The sequence below is a fragment of the Rhodopila sp. genome, assembly GCF_035548235.1.
Classification (GTDB): Bacteria; Pseudomonadota; Alphaproteobacteria; order Acetobacterales; family Acetobacteraceae; genus Rhodopila.
In genome coordinates this window covers 64,703-85,541 of record NZ_DASZTJ010000288.1, presented here as the reverse complement: position 1 = coordinate 85,541, position 20,839 = coordinate 64,703, and the positions used below count along the sequence as shown (strand labels likewise).

The 20,839-nt window shown below is 66.0% G+C and carries 17 protein-coding genes; 10 read left to right on the top strand and 7 right to left on the bottom strand.

The window, feature by feature from the left end; translation table 11 throughout:
• The first annotated feature begins 15 nt into the window (after positions 1-15).
• Entirely contained in the window at positions 16-984 is a 969-nt protein-coding gene (locus VHB27_RS23590; protein WP_325605231.1) for an aldo/keto reductase, read from the top strand.
• Between the two features lie 50 nt (positions 985-1,034).
• Here VHB27_RS23590 and VHB27_RS23585 read toward each other — a convergent pair whose 3' ends face one another.
• Entirely contained in the window at positions 1,035-1,835 is an 801-nt protein-coding gene (locus VHB27_RS23585; RefSeq protein ID WP_325605229.1) for a crotonase/enoyl-CoA hydratase family protein, read from the bottom strand.
• Positions 1,836-2,071: 236 nt separating this feature from the next.
• Between VHB27_RS23585 and VHB27_RS23580 the strand changes: the two genes are divergently transcribed.
• The 3 genes from VHB27_RS23580 to VHB27_RS23570 all read left to right on the top strand — a co-directional run bounded on the left by VHB27_RS23580 (position 2,072) and on the right by VHB27_RS23570 (position 5,135).
• Complete coding sequence (locus VHB27_RS23580; RefSeq protein ID WP_325605227.1) at positions 2,072-2,569, top strand: cupin domain-containing protein; 498 nt, start codon at positions 2,072-2,074, stop codon at positions 2,567-2,569.
• A 134-nt stretch (positions 2,570-2,703) separates the two neighbouring features.
• Positions 2,704-3,801 (top strand): TauD/TfdA family dioxygenase, encoded by a 1,098-nt coding sequence (locus VHB27_RS23575; RefSeq protein ID WP_325605225.1) that lies wholly within the window; start codon positions 2,704-2,706, stop codon positions 3,799-3,801.
• Between the two features lie 68 nt (positions 3,802-3,869).
• Positions 3,870-5,135, top strand: coding sequence for an ABC transporter substrate-binding protein (locus tag VHB27_RS23570; RefSeq protein WP_325605223.1), 1,266 nt, complete (start codon positions 3,870-3,872; stop codon positions 5,133-5,135).
• Between the two features lie 58 nt (positions 5,136-5,193).
• Here VHB27_RS23570 and VHB27_RS23565 read toward each other — a convergent pair whose 3' ends face one another.
• From VHB27_RS23565 to VHB27_RS23550, 4 genes are all read right to left on the bottom strand, one after another.
• Positions 5,194-6,111 carry a 3-hydroxybutyryl-CoA dehydrogenase gene (locus VHB27_RS23565; protein ID WP_325605222.1) on the bottom strand — a complete coding sequence of 306 codons (918 nt, stop codon included), beginning with the start codon at positions 6,109-6,111 and terminating at the stop codon, positions 5,194-5,196.
• A 2-nt stretch (positions 6,112-6,113) separates the two neighbouring features.
• Entirely contained in the window at positions 6,114-7,049 is a 936-nt protein-coding gene (locus VHB27_RS23560) for an FAD-binding protein (protein ID WP_325605220.1), read from the bottom strand.
• Between the two features lie 2 nt (positions 7,050-7,051).
• Positions 7,052-7,801, bottom strand: a complete 750-nt coding sequence (locus VHB27_RS23555; protein WP_325605218.1) for an electron transfer flavoprotein subunit beta/FixA family protein — start codon at positions 7,799-7,801, stop codon at positions 7,052-7,054.
• A gap of 156 nt (positions 7,802-7,957) precedes the next feature.
• Complete coding sequence (locus VHB27_RS23550; protein ID WP_325605217.1) at positions 7,958-8,149, bottom strand: twin transmembrane helix small protein; 192 nt, start codon at positions 8,147-8,149, stop codon at positions 7,958-7,960.
• Positions 8,150-8,260: 111 nt separating this feature from the next.
• Here VHB27_RS23550 and VHB27_RS23545 point away from each other — a divergent pair, with 111 nt between their 5' ends.
• Together VHB27_RS23545 and VHB27_RS23540 are read left to right on the top strand one after the other, a co-directional pair.
• Entirely contained in the window at positions 8,261-10,732 is a 2,472-nt protein-coding gene (locus tag VHB27_RS23545; protein WP_325605214.1) for a mechanosensitive ion channel domain-containing protein, read from the top strand.
• Positions 10,707-11,420, top strand: coding sequence for a 2OG-Fe dioxygenase family protein (locus VHB27_RS23540; RefSeq protein WP_325605212.1), 714 nt, complete (start codon positions 10,707-10,709; stop codon positions 11,418-11,420). The genes VHB27_RS23545 and VHB27_RS23540 overlap by 26 nt, the downstream gene beginning before the upstream one ends.
• A 31-nt stretch (positions 11,421-11,451) precedes the next feature.
• Here the strand turns inward: VHB27_RS23540 and VHB27_RS23535 are convergent, their stop codons facing one another.
• Positions 11,452-14,580: an efflux RND transporter permease subunit gene (locus VHB27_RS23535; protein WP_325605210.1), complete on the bottom strand. Its 3,129-nt coding sequence runs from the start codon at positions 14,578-14,580 to the stop codon at positions 11,452-11,454.
• Between the two features lie 19 nt (positions 14,581-14,599).
• Complete coding sequence (locus VHB27_RS23530) at positions 14,600-15,703, bottom strand: efflux RND transporter periplasmic adaptor subunit (protein ID WP_325605208.1); 1,104 nt, start codon at positions 15,701-15,703, stop codon at positions 14,600-14,602.
• 243 nt (positions 15,704-15,946) lie between these two features.
• Here VHB27_RS23530 and VHB27_RS23525 point away from each other — a divergent pair, with 243 nt between their 5' ends.
• From VHB27_RS23525 to recN, 4 genes are all read left to right on the top strand, one after another.
• Positions 15,947-16,978 carry an LLM class flavin-dependent oxidoreductase gene (locus tag VHB27_RS23525; protein ID WP_325605206.1) on the top strand — a complete coding sequence of 344 codons (1,032 nt, stop codon included), beginning with the start codon at positions 15,947-15,949 and terminating at the stop codon, positions 16,976-16,978.
• Between the two features lie 161 nt (positions 16,979-17,139).
• On the top strand, positions 17,140-18,120 hold the full coding sequence (gene lpxC / locus VHB27_RS23520; RefSeq protein WP_325605255.1) for a UDP-3-O-acyl-N-acetylglucosamine deacetylase: 981 nt from the start codon (positions 17,140-17,142) through the stop codon (positions 18,118-18,120).
• Between the two features lie 66 nt (positions 18,121-18,186).
• The gene (locus tag VHB27_RS23515) at positions 18,187-19,023 is read left to right on the top strand and encodes an outer membrane protein assembly factor BamD (protein WP_325605204.1); all 837 of its coding nucleotides are present in this window, start codon (positions 18,187-18,189) and stop codon (positions 19,021-19,023) included.
• Positions 19,024-19,080: 57 nt separating this feature from the next.
• Positions 19,081-20,793 (top strand): DNA repair protein RecN, encoded by a 1,713-nt coding sequence (gene recN / locus VHB27_RS23510; protein WP_325605202.1) that lies wholly within the window; start codon positions 19,081-19,083, stop codon positions 20,791-20,793.
• Positions 20,794-20,839 lie beyond the last annotated feature (46 nt).

Below are 20,839 nucleotides of genomic sequence, written 5' to 3'. Positions count from 1 at the left end.
TTCGGGCGAACCGGCATGAACCTGTCGATCCTCGGCTTCGGCTGCGGAGCGGTCGGCGGCTTGATGGTGCGCGGCTCATCCGCCGATCAGGACCGGGCGTTCGGGATGGCGGTGGATGCCGGCATCAACTATTTCGATACCGCCGTGCAATACGGAAACGGTGCATCTGAAACCAATCTCGGCCGAATCCTCGCCGCGCGGAAATCCGCCCGCGTGCATGTGGGCACGAAGGTCCGGATTCCGTCGGCGTCGTTCGGGGCGATCGCGGCCACCGTGTCGGCGTCGATCGATGCCAGCCTGAAACGGCTGGGACTGGATTGCGTCGACATCTTCCACCTGCACAACCCGATCACGGTGTCGGGCGGCGGCGAGACATTGAGCGCCGATCAGGTGATGCACGACGTGCTGCCGGCGTTCCAGGCGCTGCGCCAGGCGGGGAAGACCCGCTTCCTGGGCATCACCGCCGTCGGCGATACGCCGGCGGTGCTCAAGGTCATCGATTCCGGCGAATTCAACAGCGCCCAGGTCAGCTACAACATGCTGAACCCGTCGGCGGCGAAGGACCTGCCGCGGGGCTACCCGGCGCAGGACTATGGGCGGATGTTCGACCATACGCAGAAGGCCGGGGTCGGCGTCGTCGGTATCCGGGTCCTGGCGGCCGGGGCATTGAGCGCTTCGGCGAAACGCCACCCGACCGCCAGCCCGCCGCCGGAGCCGATCGGGTCGGGCCATAGCTATGAAACGGACCTCCAGCGCGCACAGCGGTTGCTGCCGCTGGTGCAGGAAGGGTTCGCCGGCAGCCTGACGGAAGCCGCGATCCGCTTTGCGATCTCCCATCCGGCCATGGGGTCGATCCTGGTCGGGATGGCGACGGTGGAGGAGTTCCAGCACAGCCTGGACTCGGTGCTGAAAGGCCCGCTGCCGGACGCGGCGCTGAAGCGCGTGGCGGAGTTGGCGGCCGGGTTCGCGGGGGAGACGCGGTAAGGAGGGATGGGGGCGGTGACGCCCCCGGTGTTGCGCCCTCAGGCCGGCGGCTAATCCCCCTTGAACGCCGGCTTCCGCTTTTCCAGGAACGCGTCCACCGCCTCCCGGTGATCCGCGGTCGCGTGGGTCAGTGCCTGCAGGCTGGCCGACAGTTCCAGGACCGTGTCCAGCCGCGCATGCCGCCCTTCGATCAGCAGGCGCTTGGCCATGCGCACCGCGTGCGGGGGGTTGGCGGCAATACGCTGGGCCAGCCCCTTTGCCGCGTCCAGCAGTTCCGCATCCGGCACCACGCGTGATACCAGGCCGCAGGCCAGCGCTTCCTGCGCGTCCAGCATGTCGCCGGTGAACGCCATCTCGCATGCCTTCGCATAACCGACGGCCCGCGGCAGCAGGAACGCGCCGCCATCGCCGGGGACGATGCCGACCTTGACGAAGCTTTCGGCGAACTTCGCGCTCTGGCCCGCGATGCGGATGTCGCACATGCACGCCAGGTCCAGCCCCGCGCCGATCGCCGGACCGTTGACGGCGGCGATGATGGGAACATCCAGCTTCTCGAACATCAGCGGGATGCGTTGGATGCCGAATTTATAATAGCGCGGCGTCAGCGCCGGCTTCACCGCGCGCTCCTCCGCCGCCTGCTTCATCTTGCGCAGGTCGCCGCCCGAGCTGAACGCGCTGCCGGCGCCCGTCAGGATGGCGACACGCACCGACCCGTCCTGGTTGAGGCGGTCGAGCGCGTCGACGATCCCATCCACCATCGCTTTCTCGCTGATCGGATTGCGCATCGCGGGATCGTTGAGCGTCAGCGTGACGATCGGGCCGTCCTGCTCGTAAAGCACTTTGTCTGTCATGGATGTTCCTCCGGTCACGAGCGCGGCGGTAGCCCGCTGGCCCCGCAGGGTCAAGCAGCCCGGCCTTCAGTGCACTGACGAAACGCACCGGATGTCCGGCCGCGTGTAAGCACGCCTGTCAGGCCGACGGCAAGAAACTCGTTGTGTGGACCGCCATCGATGTGTCAGGCTGATTGCGGAACGGTGCATGACACCCGTGATCAGAACGGCGGCGCCGGACTGAGGAAACTTCCTGGATGCCGAGGCTCAACCATCGCGGCTGGGTCTATCGCCCGGCTGCATCCACGAACCAGGGGGATTTCTCAATGCTCGACAAGACGATCGTCAACGAATTCGCCCATGTGAAGCCCGGCGACACACCCTGGGTCAGCGATGGGTTGCGGGATTTCTTCCTCTACCGGGACCTGGGCGTTGCGGCGGCGACCGGCGGGCGGGTCATCGCGCAACTGGTGAAAGCGAACGAAGCGCCGGAGAAAGGCACCGGTTGGCACCGCCATGAGGCCGATTTCCACATCGTGCTGATGCTGAAGGGCTGGGCGAAGTTCATGTATGAAGACAAGGAGCATCTGGTCGCCGCCGGCGACTGCGTGCACCAGCGGCCGGGTATTTGCCACTACCTGTTCGATTACTCGCCCGACATGGAATACCTGGAAGTCGTCAGTCCTGCCGACTTCAAGACGGTTGACCTGGAAAGCTCGGTTCCCGTTCCCGCGCCGGCACCCTGGAAGGCGTGATGTCCGGCCGCCTGTCCTGGTATTTCATTGCAATCCTGACATGACCGGCCTCGGGCCGGTCACGCAGGATTCCAACCCGCCGGTCAACGTCCCGGACCTTGCCTATTCACGCACTTCGGCGCAGGCTCGGTGGCATGGAATACGCCCCAATAAAAACAACCGCCGCCTGGGAGGCGCGTGAGGTCGGCGACCGTTGGCTGCGGATCCTGGCCGCCGAGGAACAGGACGCCCTCGCCGCCATGCTCGATGTGGTGAAGGCCTCCGGCAAGCCGATGTTGGCGCTGACCCGCCATGACGTCCCGCTGGGCGCCTTTGCCCCCGTTATCCGCGAACTGCGCGACCAGTTGGAAGACGGGATCGGCTTCATGACCCTGCGCGGCGTGCCGTCCGACCGCTTCTCGGTCGAGGACAACCGGCTGCTGTTCTGGGCGCTGGCCACGCATCTCGGGGTCGCGCGGCCGCAGGGCAAGGCCAGCCAGTTGATGTCGGACGTGCGCGCCGACGGCGGGACGTACCGAGCAGTGGGGGGCCGCGGGTATAATACGAACGCGGAGCTGGATTATCACGCAGACGGAACCGATTGGGTGGGCCTGTATTGCCTGCAGGTCGCGCGCAGCGGCGGACTGAGCCGGCTGGCCAGCACGGCCGCGATCCATAATGAGATCCTGAAGCGCGAACCGGCGCTGCTGAACCGCCTCTATCAGCCGTTTCCGTATAACCGGCAGAATGAGGAAGCGGCGGACGAGGCGCCCTGGTATTGGGCGCCGGTCTTCAGCCTGGCGGAAGGCCAATTCGCGTCCCGTTACATCCGGAACCATGTCCGGTCCGGACAAACCAGGGACGACGTGCCGCGTCTGGAACCGGAAGGCCATCGCGCGCTGGATATCATCCAGGACTTGGCCGAGACCGATCGCTTCCGCTTCGACATGGTCCTGGAACGCGGCGACATGCAATGGGTCAACAACCACGTGCTGATCCATTCCCGGACCCAGTTCGAGGATCACGACGACCCCAAGCTCAAGCGGCACCTGCTGCGCCTCTGGCTGTCCGTCCCCAACGCCCGGCCGCTGTGCGAGGGGCTGCGAGACGCCTACAAGGCGGTGGAGACCAACACCGTGCGTGGCGGCTTCCAGGGGCTCCGGATCACCGCGGAAATTGTCGCCTACCAGGCGCGGGCAGCCCAGGCGCTGGGCATGCGCGACACACCCTACCGGGTCCCGGCGGAAGGCTGACGCCTCGTCGTTGGCATATTGTATGCATCTCCTGCTTGGCGATCCAAAGCCAGCCAGGATGAAACGCCATGTCCGCGAAACCGACCCGCCGCGCCTTGCTCGCCGCCACGGGAGCCGCCCTAGGCAGCGGCGCCGTCACCGGATTTCCCACGATCTGGGCACAGAATATCAAGAACATCACGCTGCGGCAGTTCGGCACCGGCGTGTCGAACCTCAACGCCATCGCCGAAAAGGTGAAGTCGGACCTGGGGTTCACGCTGTCGATGACAGCGCTGGATACCGACGCGGTGACCCAGAAGGCGGTCACGCAGCCCAAATCCTATGACATCGCCGATATCGAGTATTTCGCCATCAAGAAAGTCTTCCCCACCGGCGTGATGCAGCCGATGGACGCGAAGAAGATCAAATACGCCGACAAGATCGTGCCGATCTTCACCAAGGGCCGGCTGACGCCGGACTCGCCCATCGCGCAGGGCACGACCCCGTTCTCGGTCGGCTTCGTCGATGGCCCGAACGGCAGGACTTTCGCCAAGGGCCAGACCGAGTGGATGACGCTGATCCCGACCATCTACAACGCCGACACGCTGGGCATCCGTCCGGATCTGGTGGGCCGTCCGATCACCAACTGGAGGGACCTGGTGGACCCGAAGTTCAAGGGAAAGGCCGCGATCCTGTCGATCCCGTCCATCGGCATCATGGATGCCGCCATGGTCATCGAATCCCTGGGCATGATGAAATACGCCGACAAGGGCAACATGACGAAGCCGGAGATCGACAAGACGGTCGCGTTCCTGATCGAAACCAAGAAGGCTGGCCAGTTCAGGGCCTTTTGGAAAAGCTTCGACGAGAGCGTGAACCTGATGGCCTCGGGCGAGGTGATCATCCAGTCGATGTGGTCGCCCGCGGTCGCAGCGGTGCGCTCGAAAGGGATTCCCTGCAAGTACCAGCCGCTGGCGGAGGGGTATCGCGCCTGGGCCGGCGGTCTGGGCCTGGCGAAGCACCTGTCGGGGATCGAGCTTGAGGCCGCCTACGAGTACATCAACTGGTACCTGTCCGGTTGGGCCGGCGCTTACCTGAATCGGCAGGGCTATTACAGCGCCGTGCTGGAGACTGCGCGGAAATACATGACTCCGGACGAATGGGGCTACTGGATCGAGGGCAAGCCCGCGAAGGCCGATATCCTGTCGCCCGAAGGCAAGATCATGGAAAAGGCCGGCGCCGTCCGCGACGGCGGGTCGTTCAAGGAACGCATGAGCCACATCGCGTGCTGGAACTCGGTGATGGACCAGGATCGCTACATGATCCAGAAATGGAACGAGTTCATCGCCGCGTAGGAGCGCCACGAAAGGCCGTGTCCCCGGCTGGCGGACCAGCCGGGGTCCGTTTCATCCTCTAACGCGTCGGCTTCGGCGGCGTCTGCGTGTAGTCGTAGAACCCGCGGCCGGTCTTGCGGCCATACCAGCCGGCCTCGACGTACTTCACCAATAGCGGGCATGGCCGGTACTTACTGTCAGCCAGCCCGTCATACAGCACCTGCATGATCGACAAGCAGGTATCCAGCCCGATGAAATCCGCCAGTTCCAGCGGTCCCATCGGATGGTTGGCCCCCAGCTTCATCGCATCGTCGATCGCCGAGACCGAACCCACGCCCTCATAGAGGGCGAACACCGCCTCGTTGATCATCGGCACCAGGATGCGATTGACGATGAAGGCGGGAAAGTCTTCCGCCACCGCGCTGACCTTGCCCAGCTTGTGCGCCAGCGCCTTGACCGCCTGGAAGGTTGGCTCATCGGTGGCGATGCCGCGGATGATCTCCACGAGCTTCATGACGGGCACCGGGTTCATAAAGTGCATGCCGATGAATTTCTCGGGCCGGTCGGTGGAGGCGCCCAGCCGTGTGACCGAGATCGAAGAGGTGTTCGTCGCCAACAGGCAGGAGGGTCTGAGGCTGGGGATCAGCGCCTTGTAGATCGCCCGCTTGATGTCCTCCTTCTCGGTCGCCGCCTCGATCACGAAGTCGGCGTCCGCGAAGGCCGCGTAATCGGTGGAGGTCTTGACCCGGGCGAGGGCCTCATCGCGCTGGTCGGCGGTGATGAGGGTGCGGTTGACCTGGCGGTCCATGTTCCGCGCCATCGTCGCCAGTGCTTTGGTCAGCGCCTCCTGCTTGATGTCGACCATGGTGACCGGCAAGCCCGCCAGCGCGCAGACATGGGCAATGCCATTGCCCATCTGTCCCGCGCCGACGACGCCGACGGACCGGATCTCGGGGATGTCGGTCGTCAGTAAGGCGGGCTTGACGTCGGTGTCCATGATCAGGTGCGCTCCAGTTCTGCCTTCAACTCAGGCAATGCGTTGAACAGATCAGCCACCAGGCCGTAATCGGCGACCTGGAAGATGGGCGCTTCCTCATCCTTGTTGATCGCCACGATCACCTTGCTGTCCTTCATGCCGGCGAGGTGCTGGATGGCCCCCGAAATCCCGACAGCGATATACAGCTCAGGCGCGACGATCTTGCCGGTTTGTCCGACCTGGTACTCGTTGGGCACGTAGCCCGCGTCCACGGCCGCGCGAGACGCGCCGACCGCAGCCCCCAGTTTATCAGCGATCGGCTCGATAAGCTTGAAGTTTTCGCCGTTCTGCATGCCACGGCCGCCGGAAATCACCACCCGGGCCGCCGTCAGCTCCGGCCGCTCGCTCTTGGAGAGTTCGGCCGAGATGAATTTGCCCGGCGTCGGCAGGTCGCCGACCGACACCGCTTCGATCGGTGCGCTCCCGCCCTCGGCGGCCACCGGATCGAAGCTGGCGGCGCGGACGGTGATCACCTTCTTGGCGTCCGACGACTTCACCGTCGCCATCCCGTTGCCGGCGTAGATCGGGCGGACGAATGTGTCGGCATCCACCACGGCGGCGATGTCGCTGATCGGCTGCACGTCCAGCAGGGCGGCGACGCGCGGCATGATGTTCTTGCCGACGGCCGAGGTCGCGGCCAGCAGGTGGGAATAGGCCGGCGCCAGCGACACAAGCAGCGCCGCCGTCGGTTCCGCCAGCAGGTGGTCCAGGGCCGGGGCGTCGGCGACCAGCACCTTGGCCACGCCGGGCAGCTTCGCGGCGGCCTCGCCGGCCGCCGACACGCCGCTGCCGGCGACCAGGACGTGGACCTCGCCCAAGGCGGCGGCCGCGGCGATGGCGCTGCGCGACGGCTGCTTGATGCCCGCGGCGTCGAATTCCAGGAGAACCAGGCTCGTCATCGTCAGATCACCTTCGCTTCGGTGCGGAGTTTGCTCACCAGCTCGGCCACGCTGCCCACTTTCTGGCCGGCCTTGCGCTTCGGTGGTTCGGTCACCTTCAGGACCGTCAGCCGCGGCGTCGTGTCGACGCCCAGGTCGGCCGGCTTCTTGTTGTCGATCGGCTTCTTGCGCGCCTTCATGATGTTCGGCAGCGACGCATAGCGCGGCTCGTTCAGGCGCAGGTCGGTGGTGATGATCGCCGGCAAGGGCAGGGAGACCGTCTCCAGCCCGCCGTCGACCTCCCGCGTCACCGTCATGGTCTCGCCCGACACTTCCACCTTGCTGGCGAAGGTCGCCTGCGGCCAGCCCAGCAGCGCGGCCAGCATCTGCCCGGTCGCGGACATGTCATCATCGATCGCCTGCTTGCCCAGGATGATCAGCTTCGGCTGCTCCTGGTCCGCGATCGCCTTCAGCAGCTTGGCCACCGCCAGCGGTTGCAGCTCGTCGTTGGTTTCCACCAGGATGCCGCGGTCGGCGCCCATCGCCAGCGCGGTGCGGATGGTCTCGGCGCATTGCGCCACACCCAGGGAAACGGCGATGATCTCCGTCGCCACGCCCTTTTCCTTCAGGCGGACGGCCTCCTCGACGGCGATTTCGTCGAAGGGGTTCATCGACATCTTCACGCCGGACGTCTCGATGCCGGAGCCGTCGGCCTTCACGCGAACCTTCACGTTGTAATCAACAACGCGCTTGACTGGGACGAGTATTTTCATGGCGAACCAAGCCGTTTCCTGCGGACGTTGAAGCGATCCCGGATGCACGAAAAGCGGCCCTCGGTGCAAGGACCGCCTGTTCGCACCCGCAATAGAGGCGGCGGACCATATTGACCGGGTTTCCCCGTGTCAAACCGCCCTACCGCTCAGTAGCGGTCACGAACGCAGCATGCTCATCAACAGGATGAACAGCACCAGCGCCGAGGCCTGGAGCATAACGCGCCATTGCATCAACTTGTTGGAGCGGCGCGGGTCCATCCCGCGCGCCATGCCGATCGCCCCTGCCAGCAGGACGCCCAGCGTCGCCATCAACAAAATTCCGACCAGGATCGCCAGAAACGCATGCATGGGCTGATATTAGGCTATGCGCGGGCTTTGTGCAGGTGCCAGGGCGGGCCACCCGCAACTTCCCATCGAATTTCGTTGACCGGCTGGCGCGATGCGTGTCCGTTCGACGCCATGAAACGTGCTTTTGTCGCCGCTTTGATCGCATGTCTCACGACCGTCACCCTCGCCGTGCTGGCCCCGGCGCTGGCGCCGGTGCTGGCCTCCCCGGCCTTCGCGGAGAAGCCGGTTCGGGCTGAAGCCGCCCCGAACCCGGCGGCAGGCCAGACGGGCATTTCCCCCGACCAGGCGAAGCAGGCGCTGGACGTGTTGAACGATCCCGCCAAGCGGGCGGCCTTCGCCGCGACGCTGACCGCCATCATCAAGGCGCAGCCCGCCGCCGCGCCGGCGAAGCCGGGCGCCGCCCCCGCAACCGAACCGGCCAAGCCGGACCAGGCAGCCCCTGCCGACAACCACGCCGCCCTGCCGATCCCGCTCGCCCCTGACAGCCTGGGGGCGCAGGTGCTTGTTTCCGCGTCCGCCCTGGTCAGCCGCCTGGGCAACGAGACGAAGGCGGCACTGGACACCGTCCAAAGCCTGCCGCTGCTGTGGGGCTGGACCGTGGTCATGGTCACCAATCCGGTGGCGCGCGACCTGCTGGTGGACGTGGGTTGGCGCGTGGCCGTGGTCCTGGCCTGCGCGATGGTTGCCGAGTTCGGACTCAGCCGCCTGATGCGCCGGCCGATCGCCAGGGTGCAATCCTGGGCGCCGGCGCCGCCTGCCCCTTCGGTGTCGGACACCGAGGATGCGCCGGACGGCGGTCTGGATAAGGCCGAGGAAGGCGACATCGAGCCGCTGCCGCCCCCCCGACACAAGCCGACGGCCTGGACCTTCCTGCGCCGGGTCCCGCTGGTCCTGGCGCGATTGCTGCTGGACTTGGTGCCGGTGGTCGGCATCGCCGTGGTCGGGCACCTGCTGGCAGGTTCCAACCTGGGCGGCCAAGGCGGGCATTCCGTCGCGCGGCTGATCATGCTGGCCGTGGTCGACGCCTACGCGCTGTCGGCCGCCCTGTTGGCGGTCGCACGCTCCTTACTGTCGCCGGACGCCAGCCGGCTGCGCCTGTTCCACCTGCGTGACGACACCGCCGCCTATATGATGCGGTGGACCCGCCGCCTCGTGCTGATCGCCGTCATCGGCTACGCGATCGGAGAGGCTTGGCTGCTGCTGGGCCTGTCGGCCGTCGCGCACGAATCGCTGCAGAAAGCGGTCGGCCTGCTGTTGCATATCTGCCTCGCGATCATCGTGCTGCAGAAGCGCGCCGCGATGCGCGCCTGGCTGAGCGCCCCGCCCGGCAGCGAAGGGGCCGCCGCCTCCATGCGCAACCGCCTGGCCGCGGTCTGGCATTGGATCGCCCTGTTCTTCATCGTGGCGGTCTGGCTGGTGTGGGCGATCGAACTGCCGCACGGCTACACCGCGATCCTGCACTACTTCATCATCACCGCGGCGCTGCTGATCGGGGCGCGGCTGACCTTGCTGGTGCTGCTGGGCGCGATCGATCGGGCGACACGTCCCGGCGGGACGGTGCTGGGTCTGTCGCCGGCGGTAGAAGTGCGGCTGCGCATCTACCTGCCGCTGATCTGCGGTTCGCTGCGGCTCGCGATCTACCTGCTGTGCGTGCTGGGGCTGCTGCAGCTTTATGGCCTGAACACCATGCTCTGGCTGGTGGCCAGCAACGCGGGCCTTCGCATCCTGTCCTCCTTCGGCACGCTGATCGTCACCGTGATCTTCGCATTCGGGGTGTGGGAGGCGGTGAACCTTGGCATCCAGCAGCATCTGGAGCGCCTTCAGCGGGAAGCGCAACTGGCTAAGTCGGCCCGCCTGCGCACGCTGCTGCCGCTGCTGCGCAGCACCCTGCTGGTGACGGTCGCGGTGGTCGCCGGCCTGATGATCCTGAGCGAGATCGGCATCAACATCGCCCCGCTGCTGGCCGGCGCCGGCATCCTGGGCGTCGCGATCGGCTTCGGCTCGCAGAAGCTGGTGCAGGACCTGATCACCGGCATCTTCCTGTTGCTGGAAAACGCGATGCAGGTGGGTGACTACGTCACCGTCTCCGGCCTGTCCGGCAATGTGGAGGCGCTGTCGGTCCGCACCATCCGGCTGCGCGCCGCCGACGGATCGGTGCACATCATTCCGTTCAGCGCGGTGACCAGCGTCACCAACGTCAATCGCGGGCTTGGCAACGCATCGGTCACCGTCAGCGTTGACTATAACCAGGATACCGATCGTGTCTGCGAGGAGCTGAAGGCGATCGTCGCCGGTATGCGTGCAGAGCCGAACTACTCCGCGATGATGCTGAGTGACCTCCAGCTCTGGGGGGTCGATAAGGTGGACGGCGCGTCGGTGACCATTGCCGGGCAGGTGGTCTGCACGGATTCCGGCCGTTGGACCGTGCAGCGCGAGTTCAATCGGCGCATGAAGCGGCGGTTCCAGGAGATTGGGATCGGGATCTACAACCCGTCGCGCACGATCGCGATGCCGTTCAACCCGATCCCGGCGGAGCAGAAAGATCAGGGTGACGGCGATGAGCGGGCTCGCGCGGCTGAATGAGGCGATCCGGACGGAAGGATACAGTTTCGTCGATTCACGGGACATGCGCTCGGTCTTGCACGGGTTCGGCGCGCTGACCGACTGGACCGCGTTCGCGGCGAGCTGGGACGACCTGGGTCCGGACACCTACATGGCCGACGGCGGCCGCTACAGGAAGCGCCGCCATGCCGTCTATCGCGCGGAAGGCGACGCGATCCTGCGCCAGCCGGCCCAGCCGCACTACCAGAGCCGAGACTACAATCCCTTGAACGGCGGTATCGAGCGCTGGTTCGAGCCGGTGCTCGATACCGTCGGCGCCGGCCCGTCGATGCGGGCGATCCTGCGCTTCTGCCAGGCGCTGTTCGAGATGGTCGACGGCTGTCCCCGCGCCTGGCATGTTGAAATCCACCAATTCCGCATCGAAGCTCGCCGCGAAGAGGCCGGCCGGCCGACGCCTGAGGGTATGCATCGCGACGGCGTGGATTACGTGCTGGTGCTGCTGGTCAACCGCGAGAACATCGCCAGCGGCGTGACCTCCGTGCACGACCTGTCGGGACGGGAACTGGGGTCTTTCACGCTGACCCATCCGCTCGATGCGGCGCTTGTGGACGACCGGCGGGTGATGCACGGGGTGACTCCGGTGCAGCCGCTGGACGCTTCGGCGCCAGGACATCGGGACGTGCTGGTGGTGACGTTCCGGAAGGGGTGAAGACGAGGCGGCCAGGCACGACCGCCTCAACTCAATCCCCTGGAACCTCCCCCAGCTTCGCCGCCAGCCGCGGCAGCGTCCGAGCCCGGTCCGGCAGCAGCCAGTGCTGGAACCTGTCCAGGTACAGATAGATCACCGGCGTTGTGTAAAGCGTCAGCACCTGGCTCAGCGCCAGGCCGCCGACCATCGCGAAGCCCAGCGGCTTGCGCAGCTCCGACCCCGCGCCGTTCTCCAGCATCAATGGCAAGCCGCTCAGCAGCGCCGCCATCGTCGTCATCAGGATCGGCCGGAACCGCAGCAGGCAGGCCTGGCGGATCGCTTCCAGCGGCGTCGCCCCATCCTTCCGCTCCGCCGAGATCGCGAAGTCGACCATCATGATGCCGTTCTTCTTCACGATGCCGATCAGCAGGATGATGCCGATCAGCGCGATGACGGTCAGTTGGTAATGAAACAGCATCAGCATCAGCAAGGCACCGACGCCCGCGGACGGCAGCGTGGACAGGATGGTCAGCGGCAGGATGTAGCTTTCATACAGGATGCCCAGGATGATGTAGACCGTCACCAGCGCCGCCGCGATCAGGTAAGGTTCGGACGACAGCGATGTCTGGAAGGCCTGCGCCGTCCCCTGGAAGCTGCCCTGCACCGTCGCCGGCACGCCCAGGTCGGCCTGCGCTTTTTCCACTGCCGTCACCGCGTCGCCCAGCGAGGCGTTGCCGTTCAGGTTGAAGGAGATCGTCACCGCCGGGAATTGGCTCTGATGGTTCACCGCCAGCGGCTGTACCGGCACTGTCGTCTGGTGCACGATCGCCGACAGCGGGACGGTCGCGCCGGTGCTGGAATGGACGTATAGGCTGTCCAGCGTCGCGAGCTTGCCGTATTGGGACGGCAGCACCTCCAGGATCACGTAATAGGCCTTGTTGCCGGTGAAATATTGCGCCACCTCCCGCTGCCCGAACGCGTCGTACAGGATGTCGTCGATCGCCGCGGGCTGCACGCCGAACCTGGCGGCGGTGTCCCGGTCATAGGTCAGGGTCTCGGTGGTGCCGGCATTTTCCTGATCCGACGTGACGCTGGTCAGCAACGGGATCTTCTGCATCCGCGCCAGGATCTTCGGCGCCCACTGGTTCAGTTCCGTGGAGTTCGAATCCTGCAGCGTGTACTGGTATTGCGTCCGTCCCAGCCGCGCGCCCACGCTGACGTCCTGGGCCGGCTGCATGAACAGGCGGATGCCGCTGACGTTCTGCATGCCGCGCTCGATCCGCGCGATGACCTGTTCGACATTGTCCTTCCGCTGGTCCCATGGCTTCAGCGAGATGTACATGCGGCCGTTGTTCGCCGTCTGTCCCGCAAGCCCCGAACCGACCGCCGACACGACCGAGGCCACGGCAGGATCGTGCTGCACAAGGTTGTTCACCTGCATCTGCAGCGCCTCCATCTGGGCGAAGGACGCATCCTGCGCGGCGTCGGTGATGCCGATGATGATGCCGGTGTCCTGGGTCGGGAAGAACCCTTTCGGGATAGCGACATATAGAACCACCGTCACCGACACCGTCGCCAGGAACACCAGCAGCGTGGCGAAGCGGAACCGCAGCGCGATATCCAGCGTGCGTTCGTAAAACCGGGCGATTCCGTCGAAGACGGCTTCGATCGCGTTGAACAGGCGGCCATGCCCGTGTGCCTGCGGCGACAGGAAGCGGGACGCCATCATCGGCGTCAGCGTCAGTGATACCAGCGCGGATACGACGATGGTGATGGACACGCAGATGGCGAATTCGCGGAACAGGCGTCCGACGATGCCGCCCATCAGCAGCAGCGGGATGAACACCGCGATCAGGGAGAAGCTGATCGAAACGATCGTGAAACCGATTTCACCCGCACCGGTGATCGCGGCCTGGATCGGTTCCATCCCCTCCTCGATATGGCGGAAGATGTTTTCCAGCATCACGATCGCGTCGTCGACGACGAATCCCACCGCGATCGTCAAACCCATCAACGAGAGGTTATCCAAACTGAAGCCGCACAGGTACATCACGCCGAGCGTGCCGATCAGGGCCACGGGGATGGTGACGCTGGGAATGATCGTGGCCCAGGCGTTGCGCAGGAACAGGAAGATCACGCCGACCACCAGCGCCACGGATAGCATCAGGGTGAATTCCACGTCGTTGACGGACGCTCGGATCGTCAGCGTGCGGTCCGATACGACATCGAGATGGATATTCGGCGGCATGTCAGCGCGCAGCTGCGGCAGCTTTGCCTTGACCCCGTCGGCGGTCTTGATGACGTTCGCGCCCGGTTGCTTGAAGATCAGCAGCAGGATCGACCGCTTTCCGTTCGTCCAGGCCCTCAGCTCCCGGTTCTGCGGTCCCGATACCGCTCGGCCCACGTCGCGGATGCGGATCGGACTGCCGTTGCGATAGCCGATGATGACGTTGTTGTAAGGTTGGGCTGTCGTCAACTGATCGTTGGCATAGATCGTATAGCTCTGGTCGGCGCCGTCGATGCTGCCCTTGGGATTATCGACGGTGGTGTTGGTCAGGACGGTCCGGACGTCCTCCATCGTCAGGCCCATCGCGGCCAGGCGCGCGGGGTCGACCTGAACGCGGATCGACGGCGTCTGCTGGCCGCCGACAAGCACCTGCCCGACGCCGGGAAGCTGCGACAATTGCTGCTCTACCAGGTTCTCGGCATAGGCGTCGACTTCGGTGATCGGCGCCTGGTCGGACCGCATCGCCAGGATCAGGATCGGGCTGTCGGCCGGGTTGATCGCGCGGAACGTCGGCGGCGACGGCATGTTCTTTGGCAAGGAGCCCTGGGCGGCGTTGATTGCTTCCAGCACCAGGGTCTCGGCGTTGTTGATGTCGACATCCAGGCCGAATTGCAGGGTGATCTGCGTGGTGCCCAGGACACTGACCGATGTCATCTGCGACAGGCCGGGCAGCATCTGCCCGAACTCCGTCTCCAGCGGCGTCGCTACGGTCGAGGCCATGGTCTGCGGGCTGGCGCCGGGATACTGGGCGGTGACGGTCAGCGTCGGGAACTGCACATTGGGCAGCGGCGCGACCGGCAGCAGCGGGAAGGCGACAAGGCCGGCCAGGAAAATCGCCGCGGTCATCAGCGACGTGGCGATCGGTCGCCGGATGAAAGGCGTTGAGATACTCATCGGAAGCGTTGCTTTTCCATCAGCTTTGCGCGGCCGCAGGCTTGATCTTCAGCCCGGGCGCGAGGCGGGACTGGCCGGAGACGACGACGGTGTCCTTGGCCGAGAGACCCTGTGCGATCGTGGCGATCGTCGCGTCCTGATAACCGACTTTCACCGGCACCTGGGCCACGGTCTGATCGGGCTGGACCCGGTAGACGAAGGTGCCGTCGGGCCCATGCTGCACGGCCTTGAGCGGCACGGTGATCGCGTCCTTCAGCGTATCCACCCGGATCCGCGCATTCACGAATTCCCCGGGCCACAGCGCGTCGGTCGCATTGTCGAATTGCGCCTTCAGCGCGATCGTGCCGGTCGAGGTGTCGATCTTGTTGTCCGGCGTCAGCAGCACGCCCTCGGCCTTGACCACGTCCGGGCGTTCGCCGGTGGCGACCTGCACCGTAACCTTGCCGCGGGTGTGCGCGGCAAGGACCTGCGCCAGGTCGGCCTCGGGCAGCGTGAACACCATCGCGATCGGCTTGTCCTGGGTGATCGACAGGATTCCCGTTGTCCCCCCGGCCTGCACGAGATTGCCGACATCGAGCTGGTACAGCCCGACGCGCCCGTTGATCGGTGAGCGGATCACGCAATAGCCGAGGTTGATCCGAGCGGCTTCTATTTGGGCGCTGTCGACGGCGATGGCGGCCTGGGTTTTCTCGACGGTCGCTTCTTGGTCATCGACCTGCTGGCGGGGGGCGAAGCTGCTCTTCGCCAGGTTCTGGTACCGCTGCAGATCGAGCTGCGCACCGTGCAGCGTCGCGAGGTCCGCCTGCCGCTGCGCCAGCGCCTGGTCCAGTGCGGCCTGGAAAGGGCGTGGATCGATCTCGGCGACGATATCGCCGGTACGGACTTCCTTGCCTTCCGCCACCGGCAGGGCGGTCAGGGTGCCTGTGACCTGCGCCTTGATCTCGACGGTGTTCAGCGCCTCGACCGTCCCAAGGCCAGACAGATAAACCGGCACGTCCTGCACCGCGACCTGCTGTGTCGTGACCGGCACCGCGGGCGACAGGTCCGCTTGCTGCGCTCTGGCCGCACCGGCCCATACCGGGACTGCCAATACCGCGGCCAGTCCCAGGCTCCATCTCGACATCCCGAAATCTCCTTGGCTGGCGCAAAGTTCGGACGGATGCTGCAGTGCGGCAAGCCGGGTCTCGGGATCGTGAGCCTGGAAAAATGTATCGAACTGATGCGAAAGTTTCAGCGTCCCGGCAAAGCAAGGCGGTACCTTGCGCGAACGTGACAGCCGCGGTTTCGCCGATCGTCGAGGTGGGCGATCTTGCCGATCCGTGGCAAAAACCTATCCTACGGCGGACAAGCAGTTCAGGAACGTCCCATGCGCTTCGGACTCTTCGGCGCCGCCACGGCGCAGCGTAGCGACCGGCCCGACGTCGACAGCGCCGCGGGGTTTCGCGACTACATCGACTACGTCATCGAAGCCGAAGCACTGGGCTACCACAGCACGTTCATCGTGGAGCACCATTTCACCGGCTTTGGCCAGGTCTCCGCGACGCTCAACCTGCTGACCTGGATCGGCGCCAAGACCTCCAGCATCCGTCTCGGCACTGCGGTCATCGTGCTGCCCTGGCACAATCCGGTACTGCTGGCCGAACAGGCGGCGACCGTGGACCTGTTGTCGGGCGGGCGGCTGGATTTCGGCGTGGGCAAGGGTTACCGGCACAACGAGTTCGCCAGTTTCGGCGTTCCGATGGAGGATGCCAGCCCGCGTTTCGAAGAAGCGATCGACATCATCACCCGGTCCTGGGTGTCGAACGACCGTTTCGATTTTCAAGGCCGGTTCTGGCAGTACCGAGACATCGTGGTGGAGCCGCCGACGATCCAGAAGCCCCATCCGCCATTCTGGCAGGGCGCCGGCCATCCCGACTCCATCCGCCGTGTCGCCGCCCGCGGCCATAACCTGCTGCTGGACCAGTTCGCGTCGATCGAGGATTCGATCGCCCGTTTCGGCATCTACCGCGACGCGATGGTGGAAAACGGCTTCGGCTTTCGTCCCGAACAGGTTGGGGTCGCGCGCGCTTTCTATGTAGCCACGGACGCTGCCGACAAGGAAGCCGCGCTGGATCGCCGCATGGCCGGCACGCGCCGGATGAACGCGATCAGCCAGCGCCCGGACGGCAAGAATACCGCCAGCATCATGGCGTTCTCGGACACGCGGGAAGCCAATGAGGCAGCGACGCTCTATGGCAGCCCGGACGAGATCTGCCGCAAGCTGGAACGGCTGCAGGCTGCCGGGGTCGAGTACGTCCTGCTGAACGGCGGCGGCACGTCGCGAGAGAACCTCCGCCGGTTCGCGCGGGAGGTGATGCCGCATTTCCGCGAACCCACGGCACGCGCAGCGGCCGAATGAGGGTACGTGGCCTTCGTGTAACGCAATGCATCAAATGATGAAAATTCAATGCGTTGTTGGGTAACACTGGGCAACAATCATTGATTCGGCATGACATCGGGTCCAGGGTATGCACAGTCGAGCCCTGAGCAATCCCGTTCGGGGCCGGATGGATCGTGTCGATGGAAGGCCTGGCGCGCCTCACATTTTCGGAACAGGCTGGCAGTTATGGCTGGCGGCAGTGCACGCTGAAGTCCTCGATCGACTGCGCGGGGGTTGGCGTCCATAGCGGCCGTCGCGTCCACCTCACGATCAGCCCGGCGGACATTGGCGCCGGCATCGTGTTCCATCGCTCCGACCTCGGCGTCAGCATCGCGGCCCGATATGACAGCGTCGTCGATACCCGGCTGTGCACGGTGCTGGCGGATCCGGCCGACCCCGACGCGCGGGTCGGCACGGTGGAGCACATCATGGCGGCCTTGTCGGGCGCCGGCATCGATAACGCGGTCATCACTTTGGATGGACCGGAAGTGCCGATCCTGGACGGATCGGCCGCCCCGTTCCTGTTCCTGCTGGACTGTGCCGGCGTGGTCGAGCAGGACGCCGGCCGCCAGATCGTCCAGGTCCGCCGCACCGTCCGCGTCGCCGAGGGCGACGCCTGGGTAGAACTCCGTCCGCTTGGCATGGCGACGCGCTCGACCGGCGCGACGCTGGAGATGGACCTGTCGATCGATTTCGCGGCTGAGGCCATCGGCCGCCAGGCCTGCTCCTTGCGCCTGGCGCCGGAAACGTTCCGCCATCAGCTTGCCCAGGCCCGTACCTTCGCCCTCGCCGGCGACGTGGAACGGTTGAAGGCCGCCGGGCTCGCGCTGGGCGGCAGCCTGGACAACGCGGTCGTGGTGGACGGTGACGCCGTGCTGAATCCGGGCGGGCTGCGCATGGACAACGAGTTCGCCTGCCATAAGCTGTTGGATGCCGTGGGTGACCTGGCGCTGGCCGGTGGGCGCCTGCACGGACGATTCGTCGCCCATCGCACCGGCCACGCCCTGAACAACCGCCTGCTGCGGACGCTGTTCGCCGATCCCGCCGCGGTCCAGGAAACCGAGACCGCGCCGCTCGTGGTTCAGCCCCTCGCGGCACAGCCCCTGACCGCCGCGGCCTGACAGGCAGCACAAACCGGCAGCGAGAGGGATATTCGCGCCAACGGCCGGCATGATATAGGGGCGGCGATGTCCAGATTCCGTATCTATGCGTTCCTCGCCCTCCCGCTGCTGCTCGCGGCCTGCGGGTCGTCCAAGTCCGACGATACCGCCCAAGCGCCGGCGCCGACCCCGCCGGTGGACACGCTGTACAACAACGGCCTCGATGCCCTGAACGCGCACCGGTACGATACGGCGGAAGACCAGTTCAACGCGGTGGAGCAGAATTACCCGTACTCGTCCTGGGCGGTGAACGCCCAGCTCATGTCCGGCTACACGCTCTACCTCCAGAATAAATACACCGACGCGCTGACCACGCTGGACCGTTTCATCCAGCTTCATCCGGCGCACCGCGACATCGCTTACGCCTATTACCTGCGTGCTCTGTGCTACTATGAGCAGATCGCCGATATCGAACGTGACCAACGCGGTACCCAGCAAGCGATGGACGCGTTGCGCGAAGTCGTAAACCGTTTCCCCGACACGGCGTATGCTCGTGACGCCCAGTTGAAGATCGACCTTTGCTTCGACCACCTGGCGGGCAAGGAGATGGAGATCGGCCGCTTCTATCAGAAGCAGCACCTCTACACCGCCGCGATCGGCCGCTTTCAGCGGGTGGTGGACGACTACCAGACCACCAATCACGTCCCCGAGGCACTTGCCCGCCTGGTTGAGGTCTACTTGTCGCTCGGCCTGAAGGATGAGGCGCGTCGGACCGCGGCAGTCCTGGGGTACAACTATCCCGGCAGCATCTGGTACGAAGATACCTACAACCAGCTTGCCAGCGACGGCCTCGTCACGGCCGACACCAAGCTGCCCTCGGAGCGCGAGGGATTCTTCTCCCGCGCCTGGCATGCGGTGTTCTAGCCTGACCGGCGGCACGGCCAACACCGTGGAGCGGATGCTCCAGGGTTTCCGGCCGCGATGCTGACGACCCTGTCCATCCGCGACGTCGTGCTGATCGACCGGCTGGACCTTTCGTTCGAGCCTGGGCTGACCGTCCTGACCGGTGAAACCGGCGCGGGAAAGTCGATCCTGCTCGACAGCCTCGGTCTGGCCCTGGGCGCGCGGGCGGAGACAGGCCTGGTCCGCACCGGCGCCGACCAGGCCAGCGTCACCGCCTGCTTCACCCCGCCGGACGATCATGGCGTCAACACCATCCTGCAGGAGCAGGGGCTGGCCATCGAGGACGAGATCGTCCTGCGCCGGATCGTCAACAAGGACGGGCGGTCCCGCGCCTTCGTCAACGATCAGCCGGTCGGTATCGCCCTGCTGCGCCGGATCGGCGAGCAACTGGTGGAGGTGCAGGGGCAGCACGAGCAGATGTCCCTCGCTGATCCCACTCGCCACGGCGCCCTGCTGGACGCGTTCGGCGGCCTGGGTCCGGAGTGCGGCGGGGTGAACGCCGCCTGGCGAGCCTGGCAGGAGGCGGTGACGGAGCTGGACGGCGCGCGGGAGGCGATCGCGGCAGCAGAGCGGGATGAGGAATGGCTGCGCCACGCGGTCGATGAACTGGCCAAGCTGGCCCCCCAACCGAACGAGGAAGACACGCTGGCTGCCGAACGCCAGCGCTTGCAGCAGCACGAACGTCGCGGTGAGGCGATCGCGGCGGCCCTGGCCGAGTTGACGCCGCGCGACCGGCGGGCAGCGGGACCGGCGGCGGCTCTGCGGGCGGCCGTCCGTTCACTGCAGCGCCTGGTGCCGGCCAACCAGCCCGAGACCCAGAATCCCGCCGAATCTGCGTTGGTCGCCTTGGAACGGGCGGAGGAAGCGCTGGCCGAAGCCGAGACCCTGCTGACCCGGCTGGCCGCCGATTCCGACCTCGACCCTCGCTTGCTGGAACAGGCCGAGGAGCGGTTGTTCGCTTTACGCGCCGCCGCTCGAAAGCACGGGGTGGCGGTTGCCGAATTGTCTGGCCTGCTGGACTCGTTGACGACCCGGCTGGCGGAGCTGGAGACCGGCGCGGCGCATATCGAGGCATTGGAACAGGCCGCGCGGCAAACCCGCCAGGCCTATGTCGACGCCGCTCGGGCATTGTCCGCCGCGCGGCAGGACGCCGCGGGGCGGCTGCGCGACGCGGTCACGGCGGAACTGCCGCCGCTGCGGTTGGACAAGGCGCGGTTCTTCGTCGATGTCGCCGACCTGCCGGAAGCCTCATGGTCGCCGAACGGCGTCGACCAGGTGCGCTTCCTGATCGCCACCAATCCGGGCCAGGAGCCGGGACCGCTGGCACGTATCGCCTCGGGGGGCGAATTGTCGCGGCTGATGCTGGCGATGAAGGTCGTGCTGTCGGCCGGCTCCGCGGTGCCGACGCTGGTGTTCGACGAGGTCGATTCCGGTATCGGCGGTGCCACCGCGGCTGCGGTAGGAGAACGGCTGGCGCGCGTCGCCGAACAGCTTCAGGTGCTGGTGGTCACCCACAGCCCGCAGGTCGCCGCACGGGGCAGCGCCCACCTGCGGGTCGCCAAGCAGACCGCGCGGGACCGGACGGCGACGACCGTGCAGCCGCTGAAGGCGCGCGACCGGCGAGAGGAGATCGCGCGGATGCTGGCCGGCGAAACCGTCTCCGACGCTGCCCGCGCCGCTGCCGACGACCTGCTGCGCGGCCAGCGGCCGCCGCAGGGGTTGCTGGTGTAGAGCGGCCTCGACCGGCCGGTAGGTCCTGGTTGACAGCCCATTCGCC

Excerpts from the sequence above, each read along its gene's own strand:
- VHB27_RS23590 (WP_325605231.1), top strand. The coding sequence starts at position 16 with ATGAACCTGTCGATCCTCGGCTTCGGCTGCGGAGCGGTCGGCGGCTTG.
- VHB27_RS23585 (WP_325605229.1), bottom strand. The coding sequence starts at position 1,835 with ATGACAGACAAAGTGCTTTACGAGCAGGACGGCCCGATCGTCACGCTG.
- VHB27_RS23580 (WP_325605227.1), top strand. The coding sequence starts at position 2,072 with ATGCCGAGGCTCAACCATCGCGGCTGGGTCTATCGCCCGGCTGCATCC.
- VHB27_RS23575 (WP_325605225.1), top strand. The coding sequence starts at position 2,704 with ATGGAATACGCCCCAATAAAAACAACCGCCGCCTGGGAGGCGCGTGAG.
- VHB27_RS23570 (WP_325605223.1), top strand. The coding sequence starts at position 3,870 with ATGTCCGCGAAACCGACCCGCCGCGCCTTGCTCGCCGCCACGGGAGCC.
- VHB27_RS23565 (WP_325605222.1), bottom strand. The coding sequence starts at position 6,111 with ATGGACACCGACGTCAAGCCCGCCTTACTGACGACCGACATCCCCGAG.
- VHB27_RS23560 (WP_325605220.1), bottom strand. The coding sequence starts at position 7,049 with ATGACGAGCCTGGTTCTCCTGGAATTCGACGCCGCGGGCATCAAGCAG.
- VHB27_RS23555 (WP_325605218.1), bottom strand. The coding sequence starts at position 7,801 with ATGAAAATACTCGTCCCAGTCAAGCGCGTTGTTGATTACAACGTGAAG.
- VHB27_RS23550 (WP_325605217.1), bottom strand. The coding sequence starts at position 8,149 with ATGCATGCGTTTCTGGCGATCCTGGTCGGAATTTTGTTGATGGCGACG.
- VHB27_RS23545 (WP_325605214.1), top strand. The coding sequence starts at position 8,261 with ATGAAACGTGCTTTTGTCGCCGCTTTGATCGCATGTCTCACGACCGTC.
- VHB27_RS23540 (WP_325605212.1), top strand. The coding sequence starts at position 10,707 with ATGAGCGGGCTCGCGCGGCTGAATGAGGCGATCCGGACGGAAGGATAC.
- VHB27_RS23535 (WP_325605210.1), bottom strand. The coding sequence starts at position 14,580 with ATGAGTATCTCAACGCCTTTCATCCGGCGACCGATCGCCACGTCGCTG.
- VHB27_RS23530 (WP_325605208.1), bottom strand. The coding sequence starts at position 15,703 with ATGTCGAGATGGAGCCTGGGACTGGCCGCGGTATTGGCAGTCCCGGTA.
- VHB27_RS23525 (WP_325605206.1), top strand. The coding sequence starts at position 15,947 with ATGCGCTTCGGACTCTTCGGCGCCGCCACGGCGCAGCGTAGCGACCGG.
- lpxC (WP_325605255.1), top strand. The coding sequence starts at position 17,140 with ATGGAAGGCCTGGCGCGCCTCACATTTTCGGAACAGGCTGGCAGTTAT.
- VHB27_RS23515 (WP_325605204.1), top strand. The coding sequence starts at position 18,187 with ATGTCCAGATTCCGTATCTATGCGTTCCTCGCCCTCCCGCTGCTGCTC.
- recN (WP_325605202.1), top strand. The coding sequence starts at position 19,081 with ATGCTGACGACCCTGTCCATCCGCGACGTCGTGCTGATCGACCGGCTG.